We start from the raw sequence: 15581 nt of genomic DNA, 5'->3' as shown, positions 1-15581 counted from the left end.
TTCCAGCGAGCGAGCTGGAATGACGGATCTTGCAACTTTGTCGCTATGTGCGGCTATTCTTTTTCCTCGCGCGCGATCGAGCCAAATACTTTCGGCGCACCGTTGCTGCCTCTGGTTTCAGACGTTTCTGCGACCGCTTTCGCCACTGCATGCAGCACCGGCGGTTTATCGACGAACGGCTTGATGCCGAGCTCGCCGAATACTTCGTTCGGCGAAATCAGTTTGCCTTGCGTGATCACGAGCGCGACCTTGCGGATGTCGCTGATGTTGCTGGTTGGATCGCCATCGACCAGCAGCAGGTCGGCCAGCTTGCCGGGCGCGATACTGCCGCGTTGTTCACTGGTGCGGGTGTACTTCGCGCCGTTGCGTGTCGCCACCTGCAGCGCCTGCGCGGGCGTGAGTCCGGCCTGCACATACAGCTCCAGTTCGCGCTGGAGGGTGAAGCCCGGCAATGCGTCGGTGCCGGCCACCAACGGGATGCCGGCGCGATACATGCGTCCGACGAATTCGATCATCTTGGCGTACGATTTCGCATACAACTTCGCGGTTTTGTCATCCGGAATATTCATGCTGGCGACACGAAATCCGCGCTGCACATCCAGCGGCATGTGTTCAGACACAGACGCATAGGCTTGCGACATATCGCCATCACGCTGCTGGATGAAATCGAACGTGGTAAGCGTGGCATCGATCACGGTTTGATGCTGCTTGAGCAACGCGATGAAATCCTGCACAGGTTTGGAATCGAAATCCAGTCCGGCGGTTTTTTCCGCGGGCAAACGGAAACGTTCGAGGCTGCGCGTGTCGGTGGTCGGCGTGACGAAAAAATTCAGCAGCACCTGATTGATGTGCTGGATTTCATCAAAGCCCTGCTCCACCACATCCTGCGCCCGCATGAATGCCGGCACATGGCCGCTCACGCGCAGACCGCGACTGTGCGCATACGCAACGGTCTCACGCACCATATCGTGCGGAAACGAATTGTAGATTTTCAGCTGCGGATAGCCGTGCTCGGCGTACCAGTCAACCGCGTCTTTCGCTTGCTGCTGGGTCGAGATGACAAAACCGTTGCGCGCGGAGAACTTGCTTTCGCCTTCGAGAAATCCGGCCGGCACGATTTGCGGACCGAGCAATTGTCCGGCCGCGGTTTCATCGAGCATCTGCTGCAAGGTGGGGTTGTCGTTGCCCATGTCGCGTACGCTGGTCACGCCAGTGGCTAGATCGAGTCCGCCATCCCAGCGGCCCATGTGTGCGTGCATGTCGAACAGGCCCGGCAACATCACGCGACCGCCGGCATCGATCTCGTTGTCGACGCCTTGGCTGGGCGATCCGGCCGGTAGCACGGCGGTGATTTTTCCACGCAGTACGTACACATCGGAAGCAGCGCCAAGCTCGGCTTTTTCGCTATCGAACACGCGTGCATTGCGCACCACGGTGAGGCCGCTCAACGGATGTTGCAGACGCGCGGCCATGTCCTTGAGCAGATTCGCTTCGGCGATTTTCTGATGCGCGTCGAGCACCTTGCCGGCGTCTTCATAACCTTCTTCGATCGCGAGCAAATACCCCGGCACGACCAGCGCGAACATGCGCGGTTTGTCGCCGGTGGTGGCCCAAATAAACGATGGCGACAGGCCCTGCCCGGTCAATGCGAGCAACTGCACTTTCTGGGATTTGCCGGCGTGGCTGACATCCACTTCATCGATCTTGCGCTGCGTGAGCGTGCCTGCCGGCAACAATGGCAGCTTGCCATCCGCGCGTTGCGCGAGTGCGCCGATCGCCACCGATGCGACTTCGAATGACGAATTCAGCGGCATGTATAACGCCGTACCACTGACCGTGGTCGCGCCTTTTTCCGTGGTCGACAACCAGCTGGCGTTGTCGCCCTTGCGGCTGAAATGTTCGTTGACCTTGGCGCCGAAAGTGGATGCGCCCTTGACCTGATATTCGCTCAGCGTGCCATCGGCAGCGACTCGAAATGTTTCGTCGAGTTCCGGCCCGCGACCGTTGTCCTTGAAGATGTAATGCACCTTGGTCTGGCCGTCGTCGCCGCGCTCGACAATTTGTTCGCCGGCCTTTTTGCCGTTGTCGACCAGAATCACGTAACGCGTAGTTTGTTTCGCCTGCACCGTGCATACGAACAGGCTGGTTATGGCTAGCACCAACAACTTTTTGTATTGCATGATCGAACTCCCCGAATGGATGCCGGACGGCCAAAAACGCCGCCGATGGATGTTTCTTTCTGACCAGACACGACTGCGACAAATCCAGACGAGCACACTAGCGCGTATCGCCACGCTTGGGCTGTGCCGCAAGTACTGATGCCGATTCGGCGCGCACGGTTGCAGTTTCGCCACAATCTTTCGCAAAGCGACATCATCGCTCGCGTACCGCAATTGTTGCGCAACGACAAGAGCCATCGGTGCCTGCAGATTTCTGCGCGCCACTGGCGCATAGTTTTGCGATCGGGATGCCGGCCCTTTTGGGCGTAATGCGTGCTTGCTGGCAAAGTGACACCCGTTATCGCACTCACGCCAGGGGGCAACGTGCTGCAGATTCTCAGATTCGGATTCGTGTGTTTTGTGATCGTGTTCGCCATGCTCAATATTGCCCGCGCGCAGGCAGTAGACATTGCTGCCGCTGCACCCGAAACCGTGGCGACACCGCAGATCAACTCAACCGCGCCGCAACACCGTCACAGCGCCGGTTACGATTATTACGCCACTGGCAATACCGGCAGCGGCCCGCCCGCGTTGACCGAAGCGGCGCTTTTGCTGATGGGCGGCGGCGCCGATGTCGATGCGGCATTCCGCTGGTTCATCGCAAAATCCGGCGGCGGTCATGTGCTGATCCTGCGCGTGTCGGGTAACGACAGTTATCACAAATATCTGTTCGACGAGCTCGGCGGAATCAGCTCGGTCGAAACCCTGGTATTTCATGATCGCGGCGCGGCCAGCGACCAACACGTACTCGAAATCATCGCGCACGCGGATGGCATTTTTATCGCCGGTGGCGATCAAGCCAACTACATCCGCGACTGGAAAGGCACGCCGCTGTCCGCCGCGCTCGAACAACATGTGCGTGCACACAAACCGCTCGGCGGCACCAGTGCGGGCTTGGCGATTCTCGGCCATTACAGTTACGGCGCGCTGGATGGCGGCAGCGTGGAATCGACCACGGCGTTGCACGATCCGCTCGGCAGCGAAGTCACGCTGGAAACGGATTTCCTGCATCTGCCGTTGCTCGACAACGTCATCACCGACAGTCATTTCAGCGCACGCAAGCGCCTCGGCCGATTGATCGTTTTTGTCACGCGTCTCGCCGCACAGGAAAAAAAGTCGCGCATCTACGGCATCGGCATCGATGAAAATACCGCGCTGTGCATTGAGGCGAACGGCAACGCTCGTGTTTATTCCGGCTCGCGTGGGCGCGCCTGGCTGGTGGTGCCGCAACACGCGGCGAGCTTGTTGCACGCGGGCAAACCACTGAGCATTTCGGATATCCGCATCGTCGGCCTCGACAGTCACAGCGGTCTGGATTTCAAGACCTTCGCGGTCGAACAACCGGCATCGAGCCGCATCGGCAATGTCAGCAATGGCGAATTTTCTCAGCACTGATTCTACGAGGATATTATCCCTCGCCGTCGCACTGACGATCGCTATTTTTTTGGCGTATCCGGAATCTAGTGTGGGAAGGCGACAACAGCGTTATCCCTGCCGCGGCCAATGATTCAACGCGTGATCGCGGACGGTCCCTACACTCCGACGTTGGTCCGACTTCTCGATGAAGGGTATTTCGAATAGCGCTCCGCCCCGCCTGCGAGTCCGAGCAGCGCGGTGAGAAGGGCGGGCCATTCGCCTGCGCATGAGAACCCTGCCTCCACTCCGCCTATTCGATCGGGCACGTTAACGTGCCCGCCTCGAAGCCGTTGCGATAGACAACGTCGCTCGCACGCAGAACCGTCACCGACAATGGCGCGGAAACACTAGCCGCATTCTGGGCATCGCCGCTGTAGCTCGCGGTCAGGTTGTAGCTGTCTTTGGTATCGGCTCCGATAGTTGCCAGCGTGCTCGTGGTGCAACTCGCGCTGCCGCTGTTCAATATCACGTTGCTGCACAGCGCGGATGCCCCCTGATTGAAGGTCACTTTGCCGGTCGGACTGGAACCGGTGACCACGGCCAGCGTCGTGAACGGCTGGTTTCCGACAAACGTTGTCATGCACGCGGTTGTCAATGCCGTCGTGGTCGTCGCCTTGGCGATCGTCACGGCCTGTGACGCCTGCGTGGCCGCTGCGTAGTTGACGTTGCCCGCCTGATCTGCCGCGAGAATGCAGGTGCCCGCGCCGAGCATCGTCACCGTGGTGCCGCTGACCGAGCACACGCTGCCGGTGAGCGAGGAATACGTGATCGCATTGCCGGAGTTCGCTGCCGTGTTCGTCGCCAGCGGATTGATCGCGAACGTGCCGTTCGACACAAAGGCGTGGCTGGCCGGGCTCTGCGACGGGAACGTGAGCGACTGACTGGCCTTGCCGATGCTCAAGGTCTGCGTCGCGGTGCCTTGCGCGTAGGTCGCATTGCCCGCCTGCGTCGCGACGATGGCGCAATTGTTGGTGCCCGCATTGATGCCGGTCACGACGCCCGCGCTCGTCACCGAGCAAGCGGTCGAGCTGGTCGAGTAGGTGATCGCATTGCCCGAGTTGGGGCTCGCACTCGTCGCGCTGACCGTGCCGATGCCATTCACCACCACCGTCGGTGCCGCACCGAAGGTCAGCGTCTGCCCTGGAAATTGGAATGCGCCGAGGTCGCAGGCGCTGGCCGGGCGCGGCAGCCCGCGCTCGTCCACGCTGATCGTGGCACCACTCGCACTGCTGCAACTGCCCGCAGCACTCGCGAGGCTTGACGCACCGATCGCCATCGTAAAAGGCAGATTGGTCACGCCATTGGCAGCCAATGGGCCCAACGTTGGATCGTTGGTGATCCAGCCACTGGGCAACGCGCCAGCGCCGTTCAATGCCGCGGAACTCATCACGAGATTGAAGGATCCGCTGGCGTTCGCCACGCTCGCGCTGGCGGCGTTGTTGGTGGTGCCATCGGCCACCTTGTCGGGTTTGTCGCTGACCAGATCGCGCCCACCGATGCTGTTCGACAGGATGCTGTTGCTCAGGGTCACGCTTGCGATGGCACTTCCTGCGGTGGGCACCGCGTTGTAGCCGAGGCTGTAGATTGCGCCGCCGTCGGCATTGCCCGCGCTGACGCCGGTGCTGGTGTTGGCCGCCCAGGCCGTGGCGGTATTGCCCGCGAGCGTCGAAAAACTGATCGATACCGAGCCATTGAGATTGAAAATCGCCCCGCCGTAGCCGTTGCCGTTGCCGCTGCCGCCGCCGCCGCCGCCGCCGCCGCCCGCAGCACTGTTCGCCGTCAGCGTGCAGTTGACCAGGCTGAGGGTGCCAGCGTGGTTGAAGATCGCGCCACCGAAGCCGCCGCCGCCGCCGCCACCGTCGCCACCGCCACCGCCGCCAAAGCCACCAACGCCCATGCCGAGGCTGAAACCGCCGCGGCCGCCGCCGCCGCCGCCGAAACCGCCGTCGCCGCCGAAGCCGCCGCCGGTATATTCGAAGAGGCCACCACCACCACCGCCAAAGCCACCGCCACCGGCGGTGGTGACGGCGTAGGGGCCGCCGCCGGCGAGGCCGCGGCCGCCGCCGCCGCCGCCGCCGATGCCGCCGCCACCGCCACCGCCACCGCCACCGATTTGGCTGGCGGGGTCGATGTTGCCATCCAGGCCGCTGCCGCCGAAGCCGCCGCCGCTACCACCGGGAAGACCGTTGCCGCTGCCGCCGCCGCTGCCGCCGCTGCCGCCGCCGAAGCCGCCGCCGCCGCCGCCGCCGTTGAAGTAGCCGGGCGGGTATATGGGGGCACCACCGCCAGCACCACCACCGTCACCCGCTGCGGCACCACTGGCGTTGCCGGCCAGCCCGGTGTGCGGCCCGCCGCCGCTGCCGGCGGCAGTCGCACTTCCGGCTTGGCCTGCCTCGCCTGTGCCCTGCGGCACTGCACCGCCCATCCCGCGTATCCCGCCCGCATCGGCACCCATGCCGCCGCCACTATTGCTGCTATAGGAGACGCTTACGACGGAGCCCCCGGTAGCGGTATTGCCGTTCAGCGTCACCGCCGACAAATCCAGCCGCCCTTGGTTGTAGATCGCGCCGCCCATACCCGCGCCGCCGCCGGAGCCGTTGGGGACGGCGTATATGCCGACGTACCCCAAAGCGCTGCCGCCCAATTGCACGCCGCCGGTGAGGGTTAGATTGTGCAGGGTCAGGTGGCCCGCGCCGGGGTGTTGTATCCCGGCGTGGCGCTGGTTTGCGCGTCGGCGCCGACGAAGAAAAAGCGCAGCCGCTTGGTGCCACTGATTTGCAGTGTGACGCCGTAGCCTTCGATCGTGATGTCGCTGGCGACTGGCGGCAGCGCATTGGGGCCGTACCAATAGTTGTCGGCCGTGCTGTAGCTAAGTGTTTGTCCGGCGAAGTTGGCGAGGTCGATCGTGTTCGCACCCAACGCCGCGCTGCTGCAATTGCCGGTCGAGGCGGTTGCCGAATTCGACAGTGGACTGATCGTCGTCGCGCCAGCCGGTGTTGCGTTGGTCGGATTGTTGGCGAGATTCGCCGCATAGATCGCCTGCGCCAGCGTGCAGGTCGTGCTCGACGGCGCGACATTGCCGCTGGTGACACTGATCGTGCCTGCCATCGCCGGTGCAACAGCAAATACGAGCAGCAGCGCACCCAGGCGCGCGATGGCGGTTTTGGTAACAGGCATATCAGTTCATCCCTATGAGCACGGCAAGCAACAGACAGCGCGGATACTCAAGCAAGCCGGCATGACCTGCGTTGCAACGGCGCGTTTGATACATTACTTGCGCGACAAGTATATTGAGCTTCGGACAAGCCCACTTGACTGAGCGTCTCAGATACTTGACTTAGCGTCTCACCTTGATCGCTCCAGTGGAACTCGGATGACACAACAGCAACCGCTGGTACCGCACGGCAATATCCCGTTCGTGCGCTTCTCGACGGCGGATCTGCCCGCTCGCGATGCGTACCCGGTCTGGCGCGAAACCGTATCGGTGATGTTCGAACCGACCATCGACATGGGCGATGAGGAGCCGTTCCGCGCCGAGGTCGACACGTTTCATCTCGGCGATATGCTGTTCTGCGAAACCTCGGTGGCCAGGCAACGCTTCGCGCGCACGCCGCGCATGATCCGCCACGATGGCATGGACCATTTCCTGATCCAGCTTTATCACAAGGGCGGCTACCGCGGCGACGTGAACGGCGAATCCATCGATCTGCGTCCCGGCGAAGTCAGCATTCTGGATCTGGCCAAGCCGCTGGCGACGCAGGCCGACAGCTCCGACACGCTCACGCTCATTGTTCCACGTTGCATGCTGGAGCGGCTGCTCGTCACCGACCGGCTGCATGGCCGCGTGCTGCGCGGCACGGCCGCGGGCTTGTTTTCCGATTACGTGTTTTCGTTGCAACGCCGCCTGCCGTCCTTGTTGCAGGAGGAGGCCTCGCTGCTGACCCAATCCTTGACCGGACTGTTCGCAGCACTCGTGCAGCCAACGCAGGGGAGCATCGCAGCGACCGTGCAAGAAGAGCTGGCGCTGGCGCGCGCCAAGCGCTACGTCGAAACCCATCTGCACCTGCAGTGGCTTGACGCAGAAGAAATCCGCTTGGCCGCCGGCATCTCGCGCGCCAGCCTGTATCGGTTGTTCAAACCGTATGGCGGCATCGCCTCCTACCTGCTCGCGCGCCGCTTGGCACGTTGCCGCTATGCCCTCGCAGCTCCGGGCCACGATCGCCTCATCGCCGCAATCGCGTATGCGCATGGCTTCGTCAGCGAAGCGCATTTCAGCCGGGCGTTCCGCCGGGCCTACGGCATCGCGCCGCGTGATGCACGCCATGGCAAGCACTCGGCGATGACCACTGCGACCAGTCCACAGCAGGCATTGCTAGCCGAGGCGGACTTCAGCGACTGGATTCGGCGTTTCCAGTACGAGACCGCATGAGTGCGGCCATGGGCCCGAACTCGAACCATTCGTACCCATGGTTGCTTGAACAATGCAGAGTCGGCATTCGCAACTGGAGGCGAAAGGCAACGGTAATCGCGCGTAAATCCCATCTTCCTGGCCAAGAACTGGAAAGTCGTTCGAATGCCGAAACCCACAGCAAGCTCGCAAACGTGAGGTTGGCTCTATCTGGGTTGCCCCACAATAGATTCCGGATATCCTTTTTTTGTCGACGCCGCGCGATCGCTCTTGAGTTCGGCGCGCAACTCGCCGACCTCGCGCAACAGGATTTCAATGTTCATTTCGTTCTTGAGGTTGACGTTGAAATCGCCATCCGACCTCGCGCGATCCTTGCGCGACTGCCGGTTCTGGCTCATCACGATCAGCGGGCCTTGCAGGCCAACTAGGATCGCCAGCGCGAGATTGAAAAACTGATACGGATACGGATCGAGCGGCGATTTCATGATCCAGCCGGTATTGATCAGACACCAAACCAAGGTGAACCCGAGCAGCAGCAAAATGAATTTCCAGCTGCCGTTGAGCTCAGCCACGACGTCGGCAAGTCGATCACCCCACGACAGGCTTTTCTCGAATTCCTCGTTGACGTTTTTTGCCGCGCGCGAAGACAACAGTGCATTGGTTTCGCGCAGGCGTGCGCTGATCGTGCGCAGAATCGCCAGCGCCGCACGCGGACGATGTTCGAGATAATTCTCCAAGGTCGCGCGCGGCAGTTCGTACAGCAGCACATCGCTGCCGGCGAGCGCGCTGGCGCTACGTGGCTTGTCGTCGAACAGCGCGAGCTCGCCGAAATATTCGCCGGGCAGAATGGTGCGCAACGCGATGCCGGGCGACTGCCCATCCGGCAGAAAAATATTGATCTCACCGTGCTCGACGATATACATCGAACTGCCGCTATCGCCCTGCGTGAAAATATTCGCGCCCGCGGCAAACGTACGCGACTCCAGCGCGCCCGCAAGTGCATCGAGATCCTGCGCCGAGAGGCCGTCGAATAAAGCGATCGAACGCAGCAGCGGGGTTGCCTTCATGTGGTTTCCAGCCTCGGGAAATAAATATTCTTGCGCCAGCGTTGGCTCCGATAAACCTTACTACGCTTTGTCGCAAACCGCATCCCGCGCATGTTTTTTTGGCAGGTTAAACATCGACAGTACGAAATCAATTTTCGAGTCAAATAAAAAAAAACGGCAGCCCGAAGACTGCCGTTTCGATTGTTGAAAAGTAGCGCGACCTACTTGGTATCGACCAACCACTTTTTCAGCCACGCATTGACGGTGTCATGCCATTGCACACTGTTCTGCGGCTTCAGCACCCAGTGATTTTCATCCGGGAAGGTCAGGAATTCACTCGGAATACCGCGGCGCTGCAACGCGGTGAACGCGGCCAGACCTTGTTCTTCGGGAATGCGGAAATCCTTCTCGCTGTGGATGACGAGCATCGGCACGCTCCACTTCGCGACGTAATTGACCGGGTTGAAACGCTCGTAAGCTTCGGGCTTGTCGAACTGCGTGCCGTGGTGTTCCCATTCGTCGAACCACAGTTCTTCGGTCGCGTACGACATCATGCGGCTGTCGAAAACGCCGTCGTGATCGATCAGGCATTTCCATGGTTTCTGCCAGTTGCCGGCAATCCAGTAGACCATGTAACCGCCGTACGATGCGCCGAGCGCGCAAGCGTGATCGCTATCGAGAAACTTGTACTTGTCGAGCGCCGCGGCATAGCCTTTCTGCAGATCCTCAAGCGGCTTGCCGCCCCAGTCGCCACTGATCGAATCGGTGAACGCCTGGCCGTAGCCGGTCGAGCCGTGGAAGTTGATCGTGACCACGGCGTAACCCTGGCCTGCGTAGGTTTGCGCGTTCCAGCGATAATGAAAATCGTTGGTCATCGCGCCCTGCGGACCGCCGTGAATGATGAACGCGATCGGATATTTCTGGCCGGCGTTGTAACCCACCGGCTTGACCACATAACCCTGCACGGTTTCATTGTTCCAGCCTTTGAAATCGAAGAACTCGTAATCACCGAACTGGATATTCGCGAGTGCTTCGGCATTCACCTGCGTGAGCTGCGTCGGCTTGCCGCCAGCACTCGTGGTGCGGAAAAGATCGGCGGGATTTTTCAGTGTGCTGTGCGTGTAGATGATGCTATCGCCAGCGATATCAAATCCTTCGACCTGACCGGTAGTGACGATCTTGCGCGCCTTGCCGCTCGCGATATCGACCGCGAACAGCGAATGATCGCCGTTGTCATCGCTGGTTGTATAGAGCGTCTTGCCATCTTTCGAGAGCTTGATGCCACCGGCCGAGCGATCCCAGTCGGCATCGATCTCGTGCGATTTTCCGCTCACCAGATCCAGCGCCATGATGCCGAAACGATCGGCCTCGAAAGTCGGCTTTTTCATCGCGAGGTAATACAGCGTTTTGCCATCGTGCGATACCACCGGCGTCGCATCCCACGCCAGATTTTCCACGGTCAGATTTTTCGGCGCAGCGGAGGCATCGGCCGGCACCGAGTACACATCGAAGTTGGTCGACCACGGCTCGGTGCGGCCGGCGATGCGCGCGTCGAAATACACGGTTTTGCTGTCGGGCGAGAACGAATACTCATCGTCGCCGCCGAATGGCTTGGACGGCACGTCACCATCGATGCCACGCGTAACCCAGGCGAGTTTGCCGGTATCGATGCCATCCTTGCCGAGTTCGGCGACGAACAATTGCGCGCGCGTGCCATCGGCCCAGGTATCCCAGTGGCGCACGAACAGCTTGTCGTAATGGCGACCACTGGCCTTGTTCGCGGCGCGTTCGTCCTGCCGTTTTTTGCTGCACGCGATATCGGCGCAATCGGTGAAAACATCCGCCGAGAACGCGACATGTTTGCCATCCGGCGCGAGCACGAAGTTGCTCACATCCAGCGGCAGCTTGCTGACCTGCACCGCATCGCTCAGGTGATCGAACACGGCGTGATATTTGATACCGAGCACCTTGCCATCCTTGACCGACGATGCTGCAGCACCGGCCACATCCTGCCGCCACAACTGCGTGCTGTCGCCACTCTTGCCGAGGTAATAAATGCTTGCACCATCTGCCGACCAGCGCGGACTGCTGGCGCGTTTTTGCGGATCGGTAAGACGAAACGGTTTCGCATCCTTGGCGGACAGATCGAGCAGCCACAGACTGGTCAAGCCCTTGTTCGCCGCGTAGTCGGTCTGGCGCAAGGTGTAGACCACCTGCGTACCGTCGCGCGACAGTTGCGGATCGCTGATGCGCTGCAGGTTCACAAGATCGTGCGCGTTGAACGGATGCGGCGCTTCGCTCGCGAGCAACGGACTCGCGCACAGCAACGCCAGTGTTGCGGCGAATAGTTTTGACATTGAATTCTCCCTGGAAAAACAGGCGGGCGGAAAGTGTTCGAGATCGGCTCACATACCAGCCGACAGCCAGCAATCGATACCGATCCAGCAACAGATTTTAAGTGTGATTGAACCCGCATCCTAGTGACTTTCGGGCGGGAAAGCACACTGCATTGCATCGACGCAATCAGCAGGCGCTGGCACGAGCTGCCCACAGCGCTGCGGATGGCTATACTCGCGCGTTGCGTCGTATCCCATTCAAGGATTTTCCATGTCGGCTGCCAGTCACACTGAAGTTCATGCTGCCGGCAACGATGCCGAAGAATTCCTCGGCCATCCGAAAGGTTTGTATGTGTGTTTCTTCACCGAAATGTGGGAGCGATTTTCGTTCTACGGCATGAAGGCGTTGCTGCTGTTGTATCTCGTCAAACACCATCTTTTCAGTGATGACCAGGGTTACATTCTGGTCGGCGCGTACGGCGGCATGGTGTACGCGATGCCGCTGATCGGGGGCTTGCTTGCTGATCGTTATCTCGGCATGCGCAAGGCGGTGGTACTCGGTGGAATTCTGCTGTGCCTCGGGCATTTCGGCATGTCGTACGAGGGCGCGCAGGCGACCCTGGTCGATGGTCAACCGCATCGCGACCTGTTTGCGCTCAGCGTGTTCTATATGTCGTTGGCGCTGATCATCAGCGGCGTCGGATTTCTCAAACCGAACATCTCCACGATCGTTGGCAAGCTGTATCCACCGAACGATCCGCGCGTGGATTCCGGCTTCACCGTGTTTTACGCCGGCATCAATCTCGGCGCGTTGTTCGCCAGCCTGATCTGCGGATATCTCGGCGAAGCTTACGGCTGGGGTTACGGCTTCGGCGCCGCCGGTATCGGCATGCTGGCCGGGCTCGGCATGTTCATCACCGGCCAGAAATATCTGCTCGGTCACGCCGAGCCGCGAGATCCCGCCAAGCTGCGTCAGCGTGTGCTCGGCCCGATCACGATCGAATGGGCAATCTACCTCGGCGCCGTGCTCTCGCTGCCAGTGATCTGGCTGCTGATGCAACTCGGTCACGCTGTGCTGTACGCGCAATTCGCACTGCTGACGGCATGGCTGATCTGGCTCGGCTGGTACGTGTTCGCACGCTGCACACGCGTGCAGCGCGAACAGATGCTGGCCGTGGTGTTTTACGTCGCCAGCGTACTGCTGTTTTTTGCGTTGTACGAACAGACCTACGGCTCGTGGGTACTGTTTACCGATCGCCTGCTGGAGAAAGATTTTTTCCCGTCACTGGTGATTCGCGAAGGCACGCCGTGGCCGTGGTCATTGATTCCGCTGGCCTTGAGTCCACTCGTGATTGGCGTCGCGCTACGCATGCATCGGCAGCGACTCGCGGCGGGCATGATCGCGGTACTCGGCACGCTCGGCTTCCTTCTGATTTTTCGCGATTGCATCGTGCTGCCGCAGACCGCCGGCTCGCTGACTTATCTCGGCGCGCTGTTCATCGTCCTGCTGTCGCCGATTTTCGCATGGCTGTGGCCGTGGCTGGAACGCCGCCGATTGAGCCCGGGCAAGGCGCTGAAAAACGTCATCGGCCTGGCGCTCGCAGGGATATCGTTTCTTGCGTTGGTCGCCGCCAACAATTCGGTCACGCCGGACCATCTTGGCTCGGTGTGGTGGCTTGCGTTGGCGTACCTGATTCTGGAAATTGGCGAGATTTGCCTGATGCCAATCGGCATGGCCGCGGTCACGCAATTATCAGTGCCGAGCGTGATCGGGGTGATGATGGGCGCGTTCTGGCTGGCGACCTCGTTCTCGGAACAGGCCGCCGCATTGTTCGGCAGTTTCGCCTCGCTCGACATCACCGAAGGCACAAAAATCGATGTCGCCGAAGCGACCGCAAAATACGGCGCATTGTTTCACAACATGGTCTGGCTGGGACTTGCCTCGGCGCTCGTCGCGCTGGTCTTGAGTCCATTGATCAAACGCTGGATGCACGGCGTGAAATAAGGATAGCCGTATAAACGTTTATATGGGGAAACAAAGAAACGGGAAAGAAGGTTTTCGCAACGATCCGCAATCAGCGGACAGCTTTTTTCCGTCGTTTCGTTTCCCCGACTCTTTACTGCCGCAGCGATCGATCAATGCGCAGCGATCTTCGCCCCCGCGCCGATATGCTTGTCGAGAAACGCCAGCATCTTTTCATAGAATTCGGCGATGTTTTTATCGTCGTAAAAACCATGACCTTCGCCACGTTTTTCCAGCCACTCATACGCGATATGGCGCTTCTCCAACGCATCGCGCATCTGTTCGGCGTTGGCAATCGGCACCCGCTGATCTTCGCTGCCAGCGACCAGCATCACTGCGGCCTTCAGCGCATCGACGTGTGAAATCGGTGAGCGCTGCATCAGCTCGGCATCGTTATCGCCGACCATCGATTTGAAATAATTCGTGCCCCATTGCGAGCCGGCGAAATCGGAATGGGTGCCTTCGTACTTCAGGTTGTAGACACCAACGTAACCTATCGCACAGCGATAAAGATCGGGTTCCATTTCGGCGCCCATGAGCGCCGCGTAACCGCCATAACTGCCACCGTAGATGCAGATGCGATTAGCGTCGGCGGCACCTTGCGCGATCGCCCAGCGCGTGGCGTCGGTGAGATCATCCTGCATCTTGCCGCCCCACTCGCGTTGGCCCGCCTTGTAAAACGCGTAGCCGTAACCGCTGGAGCCGCGAAAATTCAGCTGCAATACGGCATAACCACGGCTGGCGAGAAGTTGCACTTCCGGGTCGTATTGCCAGTAGTCGCGGATTTGAAACGGCCCGCCATGCGGCAGCACCACCAGCGGCAGATTTTTTGCCTGTTCCTTGCCGAGCGGCCGGGTCAGATAACCATGCAGATCCAGGCCATCGCGCGCCTTCAACTCGAACGGTTCCATCGCTGCCATCTGCTCGGGTTTCACCCACGAACGACGTGCCGCGAGAAACTCCAGCTTGTTGCTGGCGCTGTCGAACAGATAGAACTCGCCCGGATTGACATCACTCTGAACTGTCACCAGAAGCTTGCTGCCGTCGCGCGTGCTCGAGTCGATGCGCACCTCTTCACCGCCGAATTTCTGCATCAGCGTGCCGAGTATTTTCACCGCCGGCGCCTGCTTGTCGAGTACCACCAGTTTCGGCCGACCCGGTTCGTAACGCAACGCGACGATATCCTTGCGATCCGCACTCCACACCATGCCGTTGATGTCGCTATCTTCGGGCGGTGACAGCGCACTGAATTTTCGCGCCTCGATATCCCACGAACATAAACCGGCAGCCTTGCCCACACCGCAACCGAAATACACCGCCTTGCCATCGCGACTGAAACGTCGCGGCGTACGCACGCTGCCGTCATTCTTGCCTTCCTCGATCAGCTCCCACGAACTATTGCCATCGCGGCGGTAATACACCTGGCCTTTGAATTCGGCATTGATGCCATACGCAAAACGCGGCACTCCGTCATGATCGACGACAAACTCGGCATTGCGCATGGGTGCAGTGATGATGCGGGTGCGCGTGCCGTGGCGCACATCCATGCGATACACAGACGGGTAATCGCCTTCCGCCGAATGTGCGCCGTCGTTCCACGGTGTCACCGATATCAGCACGGAATTTTCATCGCTCGACCGATAATCCAGCAGCGACGCCGAGGCACGCTCAGCTTGCGCCTGCTTGATATGCGTGGCGCTGCTGATCGCCGGCCCGGCCTCGAATCCGAACAACACATCGGCACTGCCGCCATCGGCGTTCACGCCGAACAATTCGCCGGTGGCAACCGGACGCACGAGACCGCCCAGACGCAAGGTGACGCTGTAGATCACGCGGTGATCGTTGACCCAGTGGAAATCCAGAACTTCACGCCCGGAGCGCGCGTGCAGGTTCTTGCCGGAGCGATCCGACAGTCGGATCAGCGACAGCACGCGCTCGCCTTGCACGATCGCGATCGCGGCGAGGTATTTGCCATCCGGCGAAATTTTCATCTCGGTGTATTGCGCGTGGCGGGCGAAATCCGTCACCGGAATTTCGGCTGCGAATATCGAGATCGGCAACCACAGCAAAAGTAGCAAATATTTGAGCGACATTACCCCTCCGTGAGTGAGTGCCTTGCCAGCACGAGAGCGC

At 60.3% G+C, this 15581-nt stretch carries 9 protein-coding genes; 3 read left to right on the top strand and 6 right to left on the bottom strand.

Annotated elements, in window-relative coordinates; all coding sequences use genetic code 11:
- Positions 1 to 53 precede the first annotated feature (53 nt).
- The gene (locus ELE36_RS05010) at positions 54 to 2180 is read right to left on the bottom strand and encodes an amidohydrolase family protein (protein WP_129832045.1); all 2127 of its coding nucleotides are present in this window, start codon (positions 2178 to 2180) and stop codon (positions 54 to 56) included.
- A 312-nt stretch (positions 2181 to 2492) separates the two neighbouring features.
- Between ELE36_RS05010 and ELE36_RS05005 the strand changes: the two genes are divergently transcribed.
- Positions 2493 to 3614, top strand: a complete 1122-nt coding sequence (locus ELE36_RS05005; protein WP_129832044.1) for a cyanophycinase — start codon at positions 2493 to 2495, stop codon at positions 3612 to 3614.
- 271 nt (positions 3615 to 3885) lie between these two features.
- Here ELE36_RS05005 and ELE36_RS20940 read toward each other — a convergent pair whose 3' ends face one another.
- Both ELE36_RS20940 and ELE36_RS04990 read right to left on the bottom strand, forming a co-directional pair.
- Positions 3886 to 6285, bottom strand: a complete 2400-nt coding sequence (locus ELE36_RS20940) for an Ig-like domain-containing protein (protein ID WP_165371480.1) — start codon at positions 6283 to 6285, stop codon at positions 3886 to 3888.
- A gap of 29 nt (positions 6286 to 6314) precedes the next feature.
- Positions 6315 to 6812: a hypothetical protein gene (locus ELE36_RS04990; RefSeq protein WP_129832043.1), complete on the bottom strand. Its 498-nt coding sequence runs from the start codon at positions 6810 to 6812 to the stop codon at positions 6315 to 6317.
- A 241-nt stretch (positions 6813 to 7053) separates the two neighbouring features.
- Here ELE36_RS04990 and ELE36_RS04985 point away from each other — a divergent pair, with 241 nt between their 5' ends.
- Positions 7054 to 8064 (top strand): helix-turn-helix domain-containing protein, encoded by a 1011-nt coding sequence (locus ELE36_RS04985; protein ID WP_165371479.1) that lies wholly within the window; start codon positions 7054 to 7056, stop codon positions 8062 to 8064.
- Between the two features lie 185 nt (positions 8065 to 8249).
- Here the strand turns inward: ELE36_RS04985 and ELE36_RS04980 are convergent, their stop codons facing one another.
- Both ELE36_RS04980 and ELE36_RS04975 read right to left on the bottom strand, forming a co-directional pair.
- A complete protein-coding gene (locus ELE36_RS04980) occupies positions 8250 to 9110 on the bottom strand; it encodes a DUF1003 domain-containing protein (RefSeq protein WP_129832041.1) in 861 nt (286 codons plus the stop codon).
- A gap of 200 nt (positions 9111 to 9310) precedes the next feature.
- Positions 9311 to 11446, bottom strand: a complete 2136-nt coding sequence (locus tag ELE36_RS04975) for a S9 family peptidase (RefSeq protein ID WP_129832040.1) — start codon at positions 11444 to 11446, stop codon at positions 9311 to 9313.
- A 250-nt stretch (positions 11447 to 11696) separates the two neighbouring features.
- Here ELE36_RS04975 and ELE36_RS04970 point away from each other — a divergent pair, with 250 nt between their 5' ends.
- Positions 11697 to 13430, top strand: a complete 1734-nt coding sequence (locus ELE36_RS04970) for a peptide MFS transporter (protein WP_129832039.1) — start codon at positions 11697 to 11699, stop codon at positions 13428 to 13430.
- A gap of 131 nt (positions 13431 to 13561) precedes the next feature.
- On the opposite strand, the gene ELE36_RS04965 is transcribed toward ELE36_RS04970, so the two are convergent.
- Positions 13562 to 15541, bottom strand: coding sequence for a S9 family peptidase (locus ELE36_RS04965; RefSeq protein WP_129832038.1), 1980 nt, complete (start codon positions 15539 to 15541; stop codon positions 13562 to 13564).
- Positions 15542 to 15581: the final 40 nt, after the last annotated feature.

Source organism: Pseudolysobacter antarcticus (assembly GCF_004168365.1).
Classification (GTDB): domain Bacteria; phylum Pseudomonadota; class Gammaproteobacteria; order Xanthomonadales; family Rhodanobacteraceae; genus Pseudolysobacter; species Pseudolysobacter antarcticus.
The sequence above is the reverse complement of the archived record's forward strand: the minus strand, read 5'-3'. Positions and strand labels throughout refer to the sequence as shown.